Here is a 16,636-nt window from a genome sequence, read left to right as displayed (position 1 = left end):
GGTGTCGCGCAGGCCGAGCGCGGCGAGCGTCGCCTGCGCCACGTCACCGTCCGCGCCGATGGCCGCGAGCTCCACCAGCCACGCGCCGTCCGGCAGGTCGCCGAGCAGCGTGCGCGCGGTTTCCGCGGCGAGCCGGGTCTTCCCCGAGCCGCCCGGCCCGATGACGGTGGTGAGCCGGTGTTCGGCGATGATGCCGCGCAGCGCGGCGACGTCGCCGTCCTTGCCGACGAAGCTGGTCAGCTCGGCCCGCAGGTTGGTCTTCCGGTTCTCCTCACGCCGTCCCACCTCGCCCCGCAGCAGCGCGACGTGCAACGCGGACAGCTCCGGTGACGGGTCGACGCCCAGCGCGTCGGCCAGGGCCTCGCGGGTGCGCTGGTAGACGAGCAGCGCCTCGTTGCCGCGACCGGCCGCGATCAGGGCGCGCATCAGCGCGGCGACGAGCCGTTCCCGCAGGGGGTGGGCGGCGACCGCGTCGGTCAGCTCCGTGACCAGCGCCGCGCCGTGCCCCGAGTCGATCTCCGCGTCGAACCGGTCCTCCAGGGCGGTCAGGCGCAGCCCGTCGAGCCTGGTCACGGCCGCGTCGAACGCCTCGCTGTCCTGGAGGCCGACGTCCTGCATGGCCGTGCCGCGCCACAGCGCGAGGGCGTCGCGCAGCACGCGTGGCGGATCGTCGTGGTCGCGCGCCCGGCCGACGAGCCGTTCGAACCGCACCGCGTCCACCGCGTCCGGTTCCACGGCCAGCCGGTAGCCGTTCGGCCGCCCCTCGACGGACCCCTCCGGCAGCACCTTCCGCAGCCGGGACACCAGGCGTTGCAAGGCGTTCGCCGCGTCGGCGGGCGGCTGCTCGCCCCAGATCCAGTCGACGAGCGCCGCCTTCGGGACCACGTGACCCGGTTCGAGCGCGAGGGCGACCACCAACCCCCGCAACCGCGCGCCCGGCACGTCGACGAGGACGCCGTCGTCCGTGCGAACCTCGAACGGTCCCAGCATCCCGATCTGCACCCGGCGATTCTGTCACGGCCGGCGGTCCGCGCCCCTCACACCGGCCGCCGCGGCGGTGTTCGCCCTTTTGTGGGGAAGTTCCTCCACTGCCTGTCGCAGCGTCGAATGAATTCGATGTCTTGATTGGGATTCAGCGCCGGACGGGTCATTGATTCGACTCGATCTTTCCGTAACCTTCGTGATGGTGTCGCCGGACGTCAGGCGCACCGAAACAATCGGAACCCACCCGGCGTCCGAAGTGGACAGAAGTGCGCCCGTGGCTCGGGCGCGCGCCCACCACGACCCGCATCGCCCGACAGCGCGCATTTCGTCAGCGGAGAGGAACACCGTGGCCGGAAAGTCGCACCTGTTCCGCGCTTTGACGGCCCTCGTGGCACTCGGGGCGCTCACCGGGTCCGTGATCACGGTGGCGCAGGCGCGGCGCACGCGCACCCTCCGCGTCCACGACGTTCGGCTACATCGCCACCGGCGCCCCGTCGACACCGAGCCCCACCTGCACCAGCCGTGACGGGAACGGCCCCGTCACCCGCCACCCCGCCCCCCTCGGAAGGACGCAGATGCACGTCACCCGTCACCGGAGCCGGTTGGCCGCCGCCCTCGGCGTCGTCACCGCCTCGGCCGCCGTCGTCGCCCTCGCCACGGTCCCCGCCCAAGCCGCGGCGGCGTGCCGCGTGACCTACCAGGTCGGCAGCCAGTGGTCGGGCGGCTTCACGGCGAACGTGAACGTCACCAACCTCGGCGACCCGGTCCCGAGCTGGCGGTTGACGTGGTCGTTCACGGCCGGTCAGGCGGTCTCGCAGCTCTGGGGCGGCAAGGTCGCGCAGTCCGGCGCCCAGGTCGCGGTCGACAACGCGAGCTGGAACGGCGCGCTGGGCACCGGGGCGAGCACCGGGTTCGGGTTCAACGGCTCGTGGAACAACGCGTCGAACCCCGTGCCGACCGACTTCGCGCTCAACGGCACCCGCTGCAACGGCACCACGACGACAACCACCACGACCACCACCACGACGACTACCACCACGACGTCCACCCCGCCGTCGGACGTCCTGGCACAAGCGCACACCGTGGGACGCGTCAAGGCCGACGGCACGTCCGCGCAGTACACCTGGCCGGGCGTCCACTTCGAGGCCCGGTTCCGCGGCACCGGCGTCGGGATCGTGCTCAACGACGCCCACAACGACTACGACGTCCAGGTCGACGGCGCAACCGTGGCCACGCTCGTCACCCCCGGCCGCGTCACCCACCAGGTCCGCGGTCTGACCGACGCCGTGCACACCGTGCGGCTGGTCAAGCGCACCGAGAGCCCGTGGGCCGCGGGCGAGTTCGGCGGGTTCGTGGCCGCGCCGGGCGGCGAGATCCTCGCCAAGCCCGCCGCCCGCGGCCGGCAGATCGAGTTCATCGGTGACTCCCTGACCGCCGGCTACGGCAACACCTCCACCACGCGTGACTGCTCGGCCAACGGCGGCGTCAACCGCAACACCAACACCGACCTGAGCTTCGGCGCCCTGACCGCTCGCGGCCTGAACGCGGACTACCAGGTCAACGCCCACTCCGGGCGCGGCATGGTCCGCAACTACAACGGCGGCGAGCCCGGCACCGACTTCCGCACCTACTACGACCGTGCGTTGCAGCACGTGCCCGGCGACGTGTGGCGCAACCCCGGCACGTGGCGACCGCAGCTGATCGTGGTCGGCCTCGGCACCAACGACTTCTCCACCGCGATCAACCCCGGCGAGCCGTGGACCCAGGAGAGCCTGGTCGCCGCCTACAAGACCGCCTACCAGGGCTTCATCGACAAGCTCCGCGCGCGGTACGGCGCCGGCGCGGTCATCGTGGTCAGCGCCACGAACCTGTTCGCGCAGACCGCCGAGCAGGTCGTCCGCGACCGCAACGCGAGGGGCGACGACCGGGTCCGCTTCTGGAACAACGACGACCCGAGGCTGGACCGGCTCGGCTGCGACTGGCACTTCTCGCTGAACGACCACCGGCTCCTCTCCGGGCTGCTCACCGACTACATCGCCACCCTGCCGCTCGACTGGTGACCACCGCGGGCCACCACGCCGTACCACCTTCCGCGTCGGGCGTGCACCCCACCCGGCGGGCGCACGTCCGACCAGGTCAGGCACCCTTGATGTCGTCCCTGTTGTGTCCGCGCGGGGGTCCACACCCACAACCGAGGATCGACACGTGACGCTTCCCTACGAGCCCGACGACGACCAGGCCGCCGACCGCTACATCAACGCCGCGCTGCGCAGCCGTGACGCCGAGGCGTGGCGGCTCCTGGCCTCCGACGCCTACGTCGAGCAAACCGACCGCGTGCTGCGGGCGATGCTCGACCGGATCGCGGTGGCCCGCACGCACCGCACGGCCGAACGCGCCACCGCCCGTTCGCGGGCGCTCGACGGGGAGATCAGCCAGGCCGAGTACCAGCGGGACGCCGCCGAGGACGCCAACCGGGCCACGAAGACCGCCCACTTCGAGACGTTGGTGCGCGAGCACCACCGCCTGATCGCGCCCGCCGCGCGCCGCCTGCGCGGCGACGACGTCCGCGACGAGCTGATGGACCTGGTCCTCGCCCTGGGGACGGCGATCGACGCCCACCGCGCCGCCGTGCTCGTCGAGGGGTACGAGCCGACGCCGACCGACCAGGCGCTGTGGGCGCGGCTGGCCGCGCTCGACGTCCCCGGCACGCCGGACGGCGAGGGCCGCACGTCGGTGGAGGAGCTGGTGAAGCGCCACTCGTCGCGCCAGGACGACCTCGGGCGGGTGCTGGCGGGGATCATCCTGGACGCCGCAGGCGGCGCGCCGTCGATCCCGCGGGCCGCCCTGCTGACCGCGTGGAAGAAGGCGATCGCGCCGACCCTCGCCGTCGAGGAGAAGAGCGAGTTCGCGGCCAAGGGCAAGGGCTCGCTGGCGACCGAGAAGCTCCGCAAGACCCTGGGCCACCTGGAGCGCAAGGGCTTGGTCAAGCGCACCGACTCGCCGGACGGCCAACGGCTCGACCTCCTCGACCGGCGCGGTCTGGAGGAGCTGGCCGAGAGCTGACGCCGGTGTCAGCCGCGGTGGCCCGTGGCTGACGGGGTTCGCCGGGGGACGCCCGAGCGGGCGTAGGTGGACGGTGGGGTGCCCAGCATGCGGCGGAAGTGGCGGGTCAGGTGGGACTGGTCGTAGAAGCCGACGGCCGGGGCCACCTGGGACGGTGGGACGCCGTCGAGGAGGAGTCGGCGGGCCAGGTCGATGCGGCGGCCGGTGAGGTAGCGGTGCGGCGGCAGGCCGAACTCGCGGGTGAACGCGCGGACCAGGCGTTCGGGGCGGGCGGCCAGGCGGGTGGCGGCGTCGGCCAGCGTCAGGCCGTCCGTCACGTGGGCGTCGAGCAGGTCGCGCAGCGCCCGGGCCAAGCCCGGCTCGGCGTCCGGCGCCGACGGGGCGCGGCGGGTGAGGTGGGTGCGCACCCGGTCGCGGATGAGGGCCAGCCGGGACTCGGCCTCCCACTCGTCGCCGCCGTGCAGCGCGCCGTGCAGCTGGTGCACGCGCAGCCGGAGCGCCGGGTCGGCGAACGCCGGGTGGTCGACCGCCGCGCCGATCAGGTCCGCGCCCAGCACCGAGGTGTCGAGGTACAGGACGCGCTTGCGGAAGCCCTCGGCGGTCGCGTTGCGGCCGTCGTGCGGGACGTGCGGCGGCAGCAACGTCACCGACGCGGGCGGGGCGCCGTGCTCGCGGTGGTCCAGGCCGTAGGTCACCGTGCCGGCGTCGACCAGCAGCAGCGTCCACGCGTCGTGCGTGTGCGCCGGGTAGGCGTGGTCGGTGAAGCGCGCGTGCAGCACCTCCACGATGCCCGGCACGGCGGGCCGCCACGCGGAGATGTCGGAGCCCACGTCAAGAACGTACAAGACGAGCGGGGCGCGGTTCGGCGACCTTGTCCGCGTGGAACGACCCCAGACGAAGTTCGCCGTCCTGCTCCGCGACGACCTGGCGCCCTGGCAGGCGTTGAACGTGACCGCCTTCCTGGCCGGCGCCCTCACGGCGGCCGTGCCCGAGGCCGTCGGCGAGCCGTACGAGGACGCCGACGGCACGACGTACCTGCCGATGCTCGGCCAACCCGTGCTCGTGCTCACCGGCGGCAAGGAGGTGCTGACCGCCGCGCACGGCCGGGCGGTGGCCCGTGGGCTGGCGCTGGCCGTGTTCACCTCCGACCTGTTCGCCACCGGCAACGACGAGGACAACCGCGCCGCGGTGCGCGCCGTGCCGCGTGACGCGCTGGACCTGGTGGGCATCGGCGTGCACGGCCCGCGCAACGCCGTGGACAAGGCGCTCAAGGGGGCACGCATGCACCCCTGAACCGGTCATCGTGACGGACCTCATCGTTTCGCCGGCGCCGGACGCGGCAATCAAGGGGAGCACGTACGACCTGGAGGGACGATGCACGAGACAGACAACGGACAGGCCGTCGCCAACCCCCGCCGGACCCGCCTGGGGCCGGACTGGACCGCGAAGTCCACCGCGGGAACGGACCGCTCGCAGCCGACGTCCAGCCCGGTTCCCGGCGCGCAGGGACGTCCCGTCGAGTGAGGGCCCGTCGTCCGCAAAAGAGCGGAAAACCGCTGCTCAGGGCTTCGGTGTAGGCCCGAGTCGCACGCCCGCCGGCCACCCGTGCGTGGCAGGATCGTCCGGTGCGCGGAGAGGTTCCCTTAGACGACGGCCCGGACGTTCCCGCCGAACCGTTGTCCGACGACCGGCCGACGGTCACGCAGACGGTGCACGCCTCCGGTTCGAGCACCGTGGTGGTGGCCGGTCGGGACGTCATCGTGACGGGTGGCCAGTCGGGCCCGACCGCGCCCTGGCCGGTGCGGGTGGGGTTGCCGCCGCCGGTGGCGGACCACTACCAGCACCGGGAGGTCGAGCGGCGGGTCGCCGACGTCGTGACCTCGCGGCTGGACGACTCCGTGTGCGGGGTCGTCCTGTCGGGGCTCGGCGGGGTCGGCAAGTCGCAGTTGGCCGCCTCCCGCGCGTGGGCCGTGTGGCGTGACAAGTCGGTCGACCTGGCGCTGTGGATCAGCGCGGTCACCCGGGCCGCGATCGTGGCCGCGTACGCGGAAGCGGCGGCGTCGGCGCTGGTGGACAGCGACCCGGCCATCGGCGCGCGGACGGCCGACGAGGCGGCGCGCAAGCTGCGCACGTGGCTGGGGTCCACCGACCGGCGCTGGCTGATCGTCCTCGACGACGTGCGGGAGACCGCCGACCTCGAAGGGCTCTGGCCGCCGAACAACCCCGCCGGCCGCACGGTGATCACCACACGGCGGCGTGACGCGTTGCTGGCCCGGCTGGACCGCCCGGTCGTCCCGGTCGGGTCGTTCAGCGAGACCGAGGCCGGCCGCTACCTGGCCGGGAAGCTGCCCGGGCACGCCGCCACACCGGACGGACGGGACGGGTTGCACGCGCTCGCGGCGGACCTCGGGCACCTGCCGCTGGCCTTGGCGCAGGCCGCGGCGTTCATCACCGACAACCCGCTGCTCACCGTGTCGGCCTACCGGGAACGGCTGGCCGACCGCCGCCGGACCCTGGCGCAGGTGCTGCCCCGCAACGGGGAGCTGCCCGACGAGCACCACGCCACGGTGACCGTGACGTGGTCGCTGTCCGTCGAACGCGCCGACCGCCGCGACCCGGAAGGCGTGGCCCGGCCGCTGCTCGCGCTGACCAGCGTCCTCGACCCCGCGGGCGTCCCCACCGCGTTCTTCACCAGCGCGCCCAGCCTCGGCCACGTGACCGACGCCGTCGGCCGCGAGGTGGACACCGACGCGGTCGTGGACACCCTGGGCAACCTCCACCGCCTCAGCCTGATCACCCTCGACACGTCCCAGCCGGCGCGGACGGTCCAGGTGCACGCCCTGGTGCAACGCGCGGTGCGGGACGCGCTCACCCCGGACGACCACGCGCGGGTGGCCCAAGCCGCGGCGGACGGGCTCCTGGCGATCTGGCCGCCCACCGACGTCGACACGGCGCTCACGCAGGCCCTCCGCTCGTGCACCACCGTCCTGCACGCCACCAGCGCCCCGGAGCTGTGGCGGACGCGGGTGCACCGGCTGCTGTTCCGCGCCGGGCGGTCGTACGGCGAGGCCGGGCTCGTGACCGCGGCCGTCGAGCACTTCCGCGACCTGCACGACCAGGCGCACCGCCACCTCGGCCCGGACCACACCGGCAGCCTGGCGACGCGGAACCACCTCGGCCACTGGTTGGCCGAGGCCGGCGACCACGCCGCCGCGATCGCCGAGCACGAGCGGCTGCTGGAGTACTGCCTCCGGGTGCTCGGTCCCGACCACCCGAACACCCTGACCACCCGCAACAACCTCATCATGTGGCGGGCGGAGGGCGGCGACCCGGCGAACGCCGTGGCGGAGCTGGAAGCCCTGCTCGCCGACCGCCTCCGGGTCCTCGGGCCGGACCACATCGACACGCTGATCTGCCGCCACAACCTGGCCTGCAAGCGCGCGGACGCGGGTGACCACGTCGCCGCGGCCGCGGAGCTGGAGCTGCTGCTCGCCGACCGCGTCCGCGTGCTCGGCCCCGACCACCCGGACACCCGGCTGACCCGCAACAACCTGGCCGCGTACCGAGCCGAGTCCGGTGACCGGGACGACGCCGTCCACGTGTTCGACCGGCTGGTCGGCGAGATGGCCGAAACGGTGGGGCCGCACCACCTGGACGCCCTGGTCGCGCGCAACAACCTGGCCCGCTGGCGTGCGGAGTCCGGTGACCACGCCGGCGCGATCGCGGAGTTCGAGCAGCTGCTCGCCGACCAGACGCGGACCCTCGGCGCCGACCACCCGAACACCCTGACGACGCGCGCGAACCTGGCCACGTGCCGTGCCGAGTCGGGCGACCTGGCCCGTGCGGCCGCCGAGTTCGAACGGCTGGTCGCCGACCGCCGGCAGGTGTTGGGCCCCGGCCACACGGACACCCTCATGACCCGCAACAACCTGGCCGTCGTCCGCGCCCGGTCGGGCGACCACGAGACAGCCCTCGCCGAGCTCCAACTCCTGCTGGTGAAGTTCACCGAGGTGCTGGGCGCCCGTCACCCCGAGACCCTGATGATCGACCACAACATCGCCACCTGCCACGCCCAGGCCGGCGACCACACCACCGCGATCAGCCGACTCGATCGCGTCCTCGCCGAGCACATCGCGGTGCTGGGCCCCGACCACCCCGACACCGCGGCCGTGCGGGAGAACCTCGACCACATCCGCGAACTGGCCCGCGCCGCCGAGCCGACCGCACGTGAGCCGGGCAGGTAGCTTCAGCGCGCCCGCCCAGCCGCCAGAGATTCGTGGCCACCCCGCGCGACGTCGACGACTTCGACGCAGTCGAGACGATGGAAGACTTCGTCGACTACCTCGGCCTCCTGGCCGAGGACTTCAAGGCCGAAGAAGTCACAGCGGCGCGACACGAATCCTCGGGCGCCAAAGTCCCGTTCGAGGGCCAGTGGGCGCACCACAACCTCGGGGTCTTCCCCGGTCAGTGGGGCGCTTGGCTGCACGACTCCATCCTCCGGCCGGGCGCGCCGACGCCGCGCAGCGAGGTCGATCCGCTCACGTGGAACAAGCTCGCCCACCAGCTCTTCGCCGCGCGGCTCTACGAGTGAGACGTCGCCTCGACGTGGTCGGGGTCTGACGCGCGCCGGAATTCCAGCAGGCAGCGCCGGTCGGTCAGGTCGGTCACGGCGTCGAGGACCAGGCCGTGCGGCGCGGCGAGGGCGCGGAACTCCTCGACCCGGCGCTCGCGACCCCCGAAGATCACGAGCATGACCAGGTCGCTCTCGCTGTCGGCGCGCCGCCCGCCGACCCCCTCGATGACGAGGACCCGCCCGCCCGGACGGGTGGCCTCGGCGCAACGGGCCAGGACGCGGTGCGCGTGCTCGTCGTCCCAGTTGTGGAGGATGTCGAACAGCAGGTAGGCGTCCGCCCCCGCCGGGAGCGGGTCGAAGAAGCTCCCCGCCGTCACCCGCGTCCGCTGCTCGAGGCCGCGGGCGCGGAACGTGCGGCCGGCCTCGGCGGCCGTCGCGTCGAGTTCGACCAGGTGGCCGCGCATGCCGGGGTTGGCGGTCAGGATCGCCGCGAGCAGGCTGCCCTCGCCACCTCCGACGTCCACGACCGTGGAGAACCGGGACCAGTCGACTGTGGCGACGATCTGCGGCACCTGCTCGTGGAACCGGTGCGTCATCTGCCGGTCGAACGACTCGCGCAGGCGCGGGTGGTCGGTCAGGTCGGCCCAGAAGTCCTGCCCGTAACGGCGCGGGTAGGCGGCCTGGCCGGTGGTGACGCTGTGCGCGAGCTCGACGAACGCCAACTCGCCGCGGCCGCCGGCGGTGTCGAGGTGCAGGAGGTCGACCAGGCCGTTGCCGGCGTCGGCGCAGAGGTTCGCGCCGTACGCGGTCGTCCGGTAGCCGGCCGCGGTGCGCTCGACCACGCCCACCGTCGCCAGGTGGTTCAGCAGGAGGCCGAGCGGCACCGGCGCGACGCCGAGGTCGGCCGCGAGCCCGTCGACGGTGGCGTGGTCGTCGCGCAGCCGGTCCGGCAGGCCCAGGGTCACGGCGACGCGCAGCGCCATCGGGGTGGCCAGCCCGGCCAGGCGGCGGAGTTCGTTCGTGTCGTCCTCTTTGTGTGCCACGACATTCCACCTTGTCAGGCATGTCAACGGGATTCGGGCGCGTGGTCAGTCCCGGTCAGCCGGCAGGCTCGATCAGCCGGGTCGCGCGGATCGCGGCCGACGACGCCGCCGGGTCACCCGTCCGGTCGAACGTGTCCACGGCCGTGTCCGCGAACTCGACGGCGTGCTCGTCACCGTGCTCCACCGCCCGCGCAAGGGCTTCCACCGCGGGGCTCGGGGCCGGCCCGACCGGTTCCGGCGCGGCCGCCGGTGGCGAGTAGGCCGCGGACACGGCGGCGCTCGCGCCCAGGCGGCGGTCAGGCTCGGTCCCCACAGGACCACGTGGCGAGGACGTCGCGCCACGGCCGGTCCGCGAGCTCCCGGGTGAACAGCTCGACCCGGTCGCCGACCCGCCGCACGTCCCCGAGCGCGCAAGGGCTCCTGACGTTGTCACGCAGACGTTTCCGGGCCGTTCGGCTCGGTGACCAGGACAGCGGCGACGAGGGTTCGCCTGAGCCAGGCCTCGTAGTCGTCGTGGGACCAGCCGGAGTCGACCACGAGGCTGTCGTGGACGCCGGTGGTCGTGAGCGCCACGGCGACGTCGGCGGCCCGGGGCGCTACCTGATGACCGGCGGCGCGGATGCGGTCCACGACCATCTCGATGCCGAGCCGGTTGCGGCGGGCGCCCTCCGCCTGGCTGCGGGCGATCTCGGGGTCGACGGCGGCGCCCGAGCTCAGCATCGCGACGATGTCGCCGCAGCGCTCCCGGACCTGGCGGGACGCCCTGGCGACGAGGCCGAGCAGGTCGACGGGGTCGGTCAGCCCGGCCGCCTCGGCCATCAGCTCCGGCAGTCCAGCCTCCTCGTCCATCAGGTCGACCAGCCCGGCCAGGACGCCCGCCTTGGACCCGAAGTGGGCGTAGATCGTCTGCGGCGCGACGCCGGCCTCCTTCGCGATGGTGCGGATCGGCGTGCGGGCGTACCCGTCCTCGCCGAACAGCCTGCGCGCGGCGGTGAGGATCGTGCGCAGGGTCAACGCCTCGCGTCGGTCCTTGAGGCGGACGACACCGGGCAGATCGGTCATGTACGCTCCCGAGTTAGAACAGCGTTCCAACTTCTAGTTCGTTGTTCCAAACCTTAGCAAGTCGAAGGAGGCCAGTGCATGGAACTCGTGGTGTTCGGCGCGAACGGGCCCACCGGGCGGTTGGTGACCCGGAGGGCGCTCGACGACGGGCACGCGGTGACCGCCGTGACCCGCCGGCCCGACGCGTTCCCGTTCGACGCCCCGCGGCTGCGGGTGGTCGGCGCCGATGCCCTCGACGCGGCGGCGGTCGCCGACGTGGTCGCCGGCCACGACCGCGTGATCTCGACCCTCGGCGTCCCGTACACGAAGGAACCCGTCACGATCTTCTCCCAGGGCGCGCGCAACATCATCGCCGCCATGCGCCGGCACGGCCTGCGGAGGCTGGTGTGCGTCACCTCGATCGGCGTGCACACCGACCTCCCGCCCGAGGCGACGTTCTTCGTCCGCAGGGTGATCGCGCCGATCCTGCTGTCGATGGGCCGCCCGCTGTACGAGGACGCGCGACGCATGGAGGAGGTCGTCCGCGCGACCGACCTCGACTGGACGATCGTCCGCCCGTCCGGCCTCTTCGACACCACCGTCGTCAGCGATTACCGGGTGGCCGTCGCCCCGGAACGGGTGGTCGGCATGTTCACGTCCCGCGCGGACCTCGCCGACGTGCTGCTGCGCGAGGCGGTGGAGGACCGGCACGTGCGCGAGTGCGTCGAGGTGCTGACCACCGAGGGCACCCCGCGCTACCTGAACGTGTTCCTCAAAGAGGCGTTGCGCATCGGCAGCTGACCGGCGTCCTCCTCGGCTCGCGACCGACCCACGGCCGACTCACGACCGACTCACGACCGGCTCGCTACCGGCCCGCGCGCGGTCGGTCATCGCTCGAACGAGACGCCGGTCCGCACCCGCAGTTCGGTGGTCGGGCAGCCGCCGTCGGCAGGCCGTTCCGCGGTGAACGTGTACTCCTGGTCGCTCGCCACGGGGAAGTCGACGCGCACCAGGTCGTCACGGGACACGGCCTCGGCGACGACCGCGCCGGCCACCGTGACGTGCCACCGCACCTCCGCCTCGCAGCGGGGCAGTTCGACGGACAGGCCGCCTACGCCTTGCTGGGGCGTCGGCCTGGGGACGCCCGCGAACCTGGTCTCCACCTTCGCGCCGGCGGCCAGTTCGTACACGTGCATGGGCGCGCACAGCGTCGCCTCGGCCGCCTGGGCGCACTCCGACACGGTGCGGGGAGTGTCGCCGCCGGCGACGGCAGGACGCACGTGATCCGGCAGTTGGGCCGCCAGGAGGCCGATCAGACCACCCGTGGCGACCAGCACGAACGCCGTGGCGGTGAACACGACCACCGCGCGCACCCGCCGTCGCACGGCCTCCGCCCGCTTCCGGGCGTCGGCCTCGACCTTCTCCAGCAGCTCCGGCTTGTCCGCGGCCACCGAGACGATCAGCGCGAGGTCGCGCACGGTCCCCCGGCTGGCCCGTGCCGCCATCCACCCCGCGATGGCGGCGACCAGCGCGCTGAAGATGCCGGCGAGCCACGACAGGCGTTCGACCAGTTCCCACGACACCGCGCCATCCAACCAGCGTGACGCGGGTCCGGGGGTCGGTTGCGGGAAGAGGCCGACTGCCCGGAGAGGGCGGACGTGTCGGGGGTCGGCGGCGACGTCACCGCCGACCGGCGGTCGTGTCCGGGGGGAGCGTGCCGGCCTCCGCCCACCGTTCGCGCAGGTCGGCGGGGATGCTGAGGGTCGTGGACTGGCCGTCGGTGAGGGTGCGGACGCTGCCGCCCAGCAGGAGCGCGCCCGCCTTGTCGAGCACGGTCGTGGCGAGGGCGCTGGTGTCCTCCGAACGCTCCAGCACGCGCATCAGGCGGGCGCCGGTGCGCACGACGCCGCCCCAGGCGCGCGAGCGCGGCACCTCCATCCAGTCGGCCACCTCGGGGTTGACCACCTGGCGGATCATGGCGGCGACGATGCCGTCGAAGACCTTGCCCGGGAACAGCTTCTCGTACAGGGTCACCAGGTTGCGGGTCAGCGCCACGCCTTCGGGTGACGGGCCGTAGGCCGCCTCCACCAGGGCGGCGCTCAACTCGCGGGCCCCGTCGAGCGATTCGGGCAGGGCCTCGACGGGGATGCCGAGCATCGCTCCCGTGACGCGCCAGACGTAGTAGTAGTCGGCGGCCTCCTGCTCGGTGACGGAGATGCCGATGCGCCGCATCCCGTCGATCACCTGCACCGAGAAGATGAGCAGCGCGCCCACCATGTCCTGCTGGCAGATGGGGACGCCGTCGGCTTCGACGTCCCACCGGCCGGACTTGGTGAGGAAGTGGCGGACGGCGGCGTGGATGAGCCGGGTCTTCTGGATGGTGGGGACGAACGAGCCGCCCGAGCGGAACGCGTCGCAGGCCATCATGTCCATGACGAACTGGGACGTCTCGGACAGCCGCCGGTGCGGTTGGTTGAGGCCGTGGGTCAGCGTCAGCGCCCGTGACGCGCGGGGCTGGGCGTAGCAGTTGACCATCGCCCCGAAGGTGAGGACGGAGGCGACGTGCACGCCGTCGTCCACGAAGAAGTCGTAGGCGCGCGCCACCCGGTCGAGGTCCGCCCACGCCGGCGGGTTGTCGGTGGCCACCAGGAACTCCCGCACCACCTCGGGCAGCTCGTCCGGGATGGGCTGGTCGTTGGCGCGGAAGTGCTCCAGCACGCGGTTCACCTCGCCGACGCGGCCGGCGGCGACCAGGTCGGCGACCACGGCGTCGGCGAGCGGGTCGCCCTGGAACTTGAGTGCGTCCACCGTTGCGGTGTCGATCATGGTGTGTGGCCCCTTCGCTACCCGGAACGCCCAGTCCACTCCTCGTGGCACGTCGCTACTAGGGACACGATGTGGTGAAGCGTGTACACGTTCGGGTACGCGCTGTGCACTATCCGCAGTCGGCGGAGGCCAGCCGGGGTACCGGACCTCGCGAAAGGGGTCGATCGCACGGGTGCACGGCCTACAGGGAGGACGTCCTCCGCCGCCTGCCCTCCGCCGCCGGACCGTCCGCCGCCGCGCTGCCGCCGGCACGCCCGTCCGCCTTCGGGCTTGGCCGTTCGCCGTTGCGCCGTCCGCTGTCGCCGAACCGACCGTCGCCGGGCCGATCGTTGCCGGGCCGTTCTCCACCGCGCCGCCGCCGCTAGGCCGCCTCGCCGTCCTCCGCCGCCGGGCGGTCCTTCGTCGCCGGTCCGGCCGGGTGGCCCTACGCGATGCCCGCCGCGATCAACTGCTGCCAGATGACCCCCTGGTCGACGACCTCGACGCCGAGCTTCTCGGCCTTGGTGAGCTTGCTCGCGCCGACGTCGGCGCCGGTGATCAGGTAGTCGGTGCCGGCCGACACCGAGGACGCCGTGGTCGCGCCCGCCTTCTCGCACAGCCGCTGGAACGTGGGCCGCGGGACCTTCTCGCCGGAGCGGGGGTCGCTGATCGCACCGGTGATCACCACCGTCTTGCCGGCCAGCGGGGCGTCGGAGGCGACGACGGGCGGCAGGTCCTCCTCGCGCACGTCGAGCGAGACGCCGCGCTCCCGCAACCGTTCCAGTTCGGGGCGCAGCCGGCCGAGGTGCTCGGTCAACGAGGCCGCGACCTTGGGGCCGATGTCCTCGACGGCGACCAGGCGCTCCTCACCGGCGTCGGCGACCTCCTCCAGCGTGCCGAACCCGGCCCGGCACAGGCGGGTGGCGGTGCCCTCCGAGGCCATCGGGATCGCCAGACCGATCAGCGCCCGGCGCAGGCCCACGGCACGGCTGGCGTCGATGGACTCGATCATGCGCGTGGCCGACGTCTCGCCGATGCGGTCGAACTCCAGCAGCCGCTCCTTGGTCAGGGCGTAGAAGTCCGACGGGTGCTCCAGGAGACCGGCCTCGGCGAGCCGCTCGATCCACACCGGACCGATCGCGTCGATGTCCGCCGCCGCCCGCGACGCCCAGTGGATCAGCCGCCGCACGGTCTGCGCGGGGCAGGCGACGTTGGTGCAGAACAACTCCCGGCTGTTGCCCTGCTCGGTCAGCGGGTGCCCGCACGACGGGCACGCGGTCGGCGGCACGATCTCCACCTCGGCGCCCGTGCGCTTGGACTCGTCCAGCACGCCCGCCACGAACGGGATCACGTCACCGGCGCGCCGCACGAGCACCGTGTCGCCGATCTTGATGCCACGCGCGCGGATCACCTCCTGGTTGGCCAGCGTCGCGCGCGTCACCGTCGTGCCGCCCACGAACACCGGCTCCAGCCACGCCACCGGGGCGATCTTGCCGGTCTTGCCCACGTCCCAGACGACGTCGACCAGCACCGTGGTCTTCTCCTCGGCCGCGAACTTGAACGCCAGCGCGCCGCGCGGCGAGTTCGACCGCGTGCCCGCGGCGGCGAAGGCGTCCCGGTTCGCGAGCCGCAGCACCGCGCCGTCCAGGTCGTAGTCCAGGTCGTTGCGCCGGGCCTCGATCTCCGAGATCACCTCCTGCGCCGCGGCCGCGTCGTCGCGGTGCCGCATGTCGGCGACGTCGAACCCGAGCGCCCGCAACCCGTGCTCCAGGTCGGCCGCGGCCCCGCCCTCGGACGTGTCCAGGTCGAAGGCGAAGAACTGCAGCCGACGCTCGGCGACCGTGGCCGGGTCCTTCGCGCGCAGGGTGCCGGCGGCGGCGTTGCGCGGGTTGATCAGCGGCTTGTCCGGGTGCGCGGTGTTGTAGGCGGCGAACGTGGACCGCAGCATCACGGCCTCGCCGCGCACCTCCACCCGGCCCGGCGCGTCGACCCGGTCCGGCACCCCGTCGACCAGCGCTCTGACCAGCGGTGTCACGTCGTCGCCGGTCGTGCCGTCACCCCGGGTGACGGCGCGGGCCAGCCGCCCGCCCTCGTAGACCAGCGCCAGCGACAGCCCGTCCAGCTTCGGCATGACCACCACCGGCTGGCCGGGGAAGCGGTCGAAGAACGCGACGACCTGCTCCGGCCGCGTCGCCTTCTCCAGCGACAGCATCGGGCGCGAGTGCCGGACCGGCGCGTGCAGCACCGCCGGCGCGCCGACCTGGTCCAGCGGGTTGGGGTCGGGCGCCAGCTCGGGGTGCGCCTCGATCAACCCCCGCAGCTCGTCCTCGATGGCGTCGTACTCCGCGTCCGCCACCAGCGGCGAGCCCCGGTAGTAGGCGTCGCGCAGCGACACGACCTGGTCGGCGAGTTCCTGGATGCGTTCCCGAGCGTTCACGGCGGACAACGCTACCCGCGCCCACCGACAATCTCGGGCAGGTCGGGCCACGTCGACCCGGTGACGCTCGCCGACCGGCGTCGGCTGCGGGACCCGACCGGCGACCCGCCGTGGCGCCGACCGGACCCGCCGGAGTTCCGAGGGCCGACGTCCAACCCGGACCGAACGCGCGAAAAGGGGCCCCGGGGAAGGTTCCCCGGGGCCCCGAGCCGATCGGGCTAGGCGGCCTCGTCCTGCGCGCGTTCCACGTGGGAGGCGCACGCGCCCTTGTCGTTGGCCGAGACGGTGAAGCCGAGCATGGTGCCCACGCGGTGCTCCGCCAGGTCGGCCGCCGCGACGTAGACCAGGTGCCGGTTGCCGGCCGTGTCCTCGACCCTGATCCAGCCGTGGGGCTTGGCCGCGGGCCGGCTGACGAGCGGGCCCTCGGCGGGCTCGCCGACGAGCAGCAGCGCCGCGGCCTGGCGCTTGCGCGTGCCCTCCGCCGTGCCGGTGACGACGAAGACGACCTCGCGGCCCGTCGTCATCTTCCCGGCGTCCTCCGCGTACACCATCAGGCGGGTGGACGTGTAGAAGTCCTCGCCGGTCTGCGGGTCGTGGACGACGCCGCAGTTCTTCTCCCGGTTCCAGTGCGTGACCTCGCCGCGCCGGCGGTCCGGGCGGGCCTCCGTCGTCGCCGCGGCCGCCGGCGCG

16 protein-coding genes are annotated in these 16,636 nt (G+C 73.4%); 7 read left to right on the top strand and 9 right to left on the bottom strand.

What is annotated here, in order from left to right; all coding sequences use genetic code 11:
• Window positions 1-1,002: AfsR/SARP family transcriptional regulator (locus tag ACFQ3T_RS25125; protein ID WP_380726506.1), on the bottom strand; the 1,002-nt coding region annotated here is incomplete at its 3' end.
• A gap of 557 nt (window positions 1,003-1,559) precedes the next feature.
• Here ACFQ3T_RS25125 and ACFQ3T_RS25120 point away from each other — a divergent pair.
• A complete protein-coding gene (locus tag ACFQ3T_RS25120; protein WP_380726504.1) occupies window positions 1,560-3,044 on the top strand; it encodes a cellulose binding domain-containing protein in 1,485 nt (494 codons plus the stop codon).
• 145 nt (window positions 3,045-3,189) lie between these two features.
• Window positions 3,190-4,047: a hypothetical protein gene (locus tag ACFQ3T_RS25115; RefSeq protein WP_380726502.1), complete on the top strand. Its 858-nt coding sequence runs from the start codon at window positions 3,190-3,192 to the stop codon at window positions 4,045-4,047.
• 8 nt (window positions 4,048-4,055) lie between these two features.
• On the opposite strand, the gene ACFQ3T_RS25110 is transcribed toward ACFQ3T_RS25115, so the two are convergent.
• Complete coding sequence (locus ACFQ3T_RS25110; protein ID WP_380726500.1) at window positions 4,056-4,877, bottom strand: AraC family transcriptional regulator; 822 nt, start codon at window positions 4,875-4,877, stop codon at window positions 4,056-4,058.
• Window positions 4,878-4,926: 49 nt separating this feature from the next.
• On the opposite strand from ACFQ3T_RS25110, the gene ACFQ3T_RS25105 reads away from it, so the two are divergent.
• From ACFQ3T_RS25105 to ACFQ3T_RS25090, 4 genes are all read left to right on the top strand, one after another.
• The gene (locus ACFQ3T_RS25105; protein WP_380726498.1) at window positions 4,927-5,340 is read left to right on the top strand and encodes a DUF2000 family protein; all 414 of its coding nucleotides are present in this window, start codon (window positions 4,927-4,929) and stop codon (window positions 5,338-5,340) included.
• An 81-nt stretch (window positions 5,341-5,421) separates the two neighbouring features.
• Window positions 5,422-5,571 (top strand): hypothetical protein, encoded by a 150-nt coding sequence (locus tag ACFQ3T_RS25100; protein ID WP_380726496.1) that lies wholly within the window; start codon window positions 5,422-5,424, stop codon window positions 5,569-5,571.
• Between the two features lie 101 nt (window positions 5,572-5,672).
• Window positions 5,673-8,291 carry an FxSxx-COOH system tetratricopeptide repeat protein gene (gene fxsT / locus ACFQ3T_RS25095; RefSeq protein WP_380726495.1) on the top strand — a complete coding sequence of 873 codons (2,619 nt, stop codon included), beginning with the start codon at window positions 5,673-5,675 and terminating at the stop codon, window positions 8,289-8,291.
• Between the two features lie 32 nt (window positions 8,292-8,323).
• Complete coding sequence (locus tag ACFQ3T_RS25090) at window positions 8,324-8,638, top strand: hypothetical protein (protein WP_380726493.1); 315 nt, start codon at window positions 8,324-8,326, stop codon at window positions 8,636-8,638.
• On the opposite strand, the gene ACFQ3T_RS25085 is transcribed toward ACFQ3T_RS25090, so the two are convergent.
• The 3 genes from ACFQ3T_RS25085 to ACFQ3T_RS25075 all read right to left on the bottom strand — a co-directional run bounded on the left by ACFQ3T_RS25085 (window position 8,629) and on the right by ACFQ3T_RS25075 (window position 10,725).
• On the bottom strand, window positions 8,629-9,663 hold the full coding sequence (locus ACFQ3T_RS25085; RefSeq protein WP_447009763.1) for a methyltransferase: 1,035 nt from the start codon (window positions 9,661-9,663) through the stop codon (window positions 8,629-8,631). The two genes, ACFQ3T_RS25090 and ACFQ3T_RS25085, sit on opposite strands and share 10 nt — an antisense overlap.
• Before the next feature lie 55 nt (window positions 9,664-9,718).
• A complete protein-coding gene (locus ACFQ3T_RS25080) occupies window positions 9,719-9,976 on the bottom strand; it encodes a hypothetical protein (RefSeq protein WP_380726491.1) in 258 nt (85 codons plus the stop codon).
• Between the two features lie 116 nt (window positions 9,977-10,092).
• A complete protein-coding gene (locus ACFQ3T_RS25075; RefSeq protein WP_380726489.1) occupies window positions 10,093-10,725 on the bottom strand; it encodes a TetR/AcrR family transcriptional regulator in 633 nt (210 codons plus the stop codon).
• A gap of 78 nt (window positions 10,726-10,803) precedes the next feature.
• On the opposite strand from ACFQ3T_RS25075, the gene ACFQ3T_RS25070 reads away from it, so the two are divergent.
• Window positions 10,804-11,505 (top strand): NAD(P)-dependent oxidoreductase, encoded by a 702-nt coding sequence (locus ACFQ3T_RS25070; RefSeq protein WP_380726487.1) that lies wholly within the window; start codon window positions 10,804-10,806, stop codon window positions 11,503-11,505.
• Window positions 11,506-11,591: 86 nt separating this feature from the next.
• On the opposite strand, the gene ACFQ3T_RS25065 is transcribed toward ACFQ3T_RS25070, so the two are convergent.
• The 4 genes from ACFQ3T_RS25065 to ACFQ3T_RS25050 form a co-directional block, all read right to left on the bottom strand.
• Window positions 11,592-12,287, bottom strand: a complete 696-nt coding sequence (locus ACFQ3T_RS25065) for a hypothetical protein (protein ID WP_380726485.1) — start codon at window positions 12,285-12,287, stop codon at window positions 11,592-11,594.
• 97 nt (window positions 12,288-12,384) lie between these two features.
• Window positions 12,385-13,530: an oxygenase MpaB family protein gene (locus ACFQ3T_RS25060; protein WP_380726483.1), complete on the bottom strand. Its 1,146-nt coding sequence runs from the start codon at window positions 13,528-13,530 to the stop codon at window positions 12,385-12,387.
• A gap of 424 nt (window positions 13,531-13,954) precedes the next feature.
• Window positions 13,955-15,946: an NAD-dependent DNA ligase LigA gene (gene ligA, locus ACFQ3T_RS25055; RefSeq protein WP_380726481.1), complete on the bottom strand. Its 1,992-nt coding sequence runs from the start codon at window positions 15,944-15,946 to the stop codon at window positions 13,955-13,957.
• 218 nt (window positions 15,947-16,164) lie between these two features.
• A partial coding sequence (locus tag ACFQ3T_RS25050) for a hypothetical protein (protein ID WP_380726479.1) occupies window positions 16,165-16,636 on the bottom strand: 472 nt, incomplete at its 5' end.

The sequence above is a fragment of the Saccharothrix hoggarensis genome (assembly GCF_042678885.1).
GTDB lineage: Bacteria > Actinomycetota > Actinomycetes > Mycobacteriales > Pseudonocardiaceae > Actinosynnema > Actinosynnema hoggarensis.
Note: the sequence above shows the minus strand (reverse complement) of the source record. Positions and strands in the feature narration are given on the sequence as shown.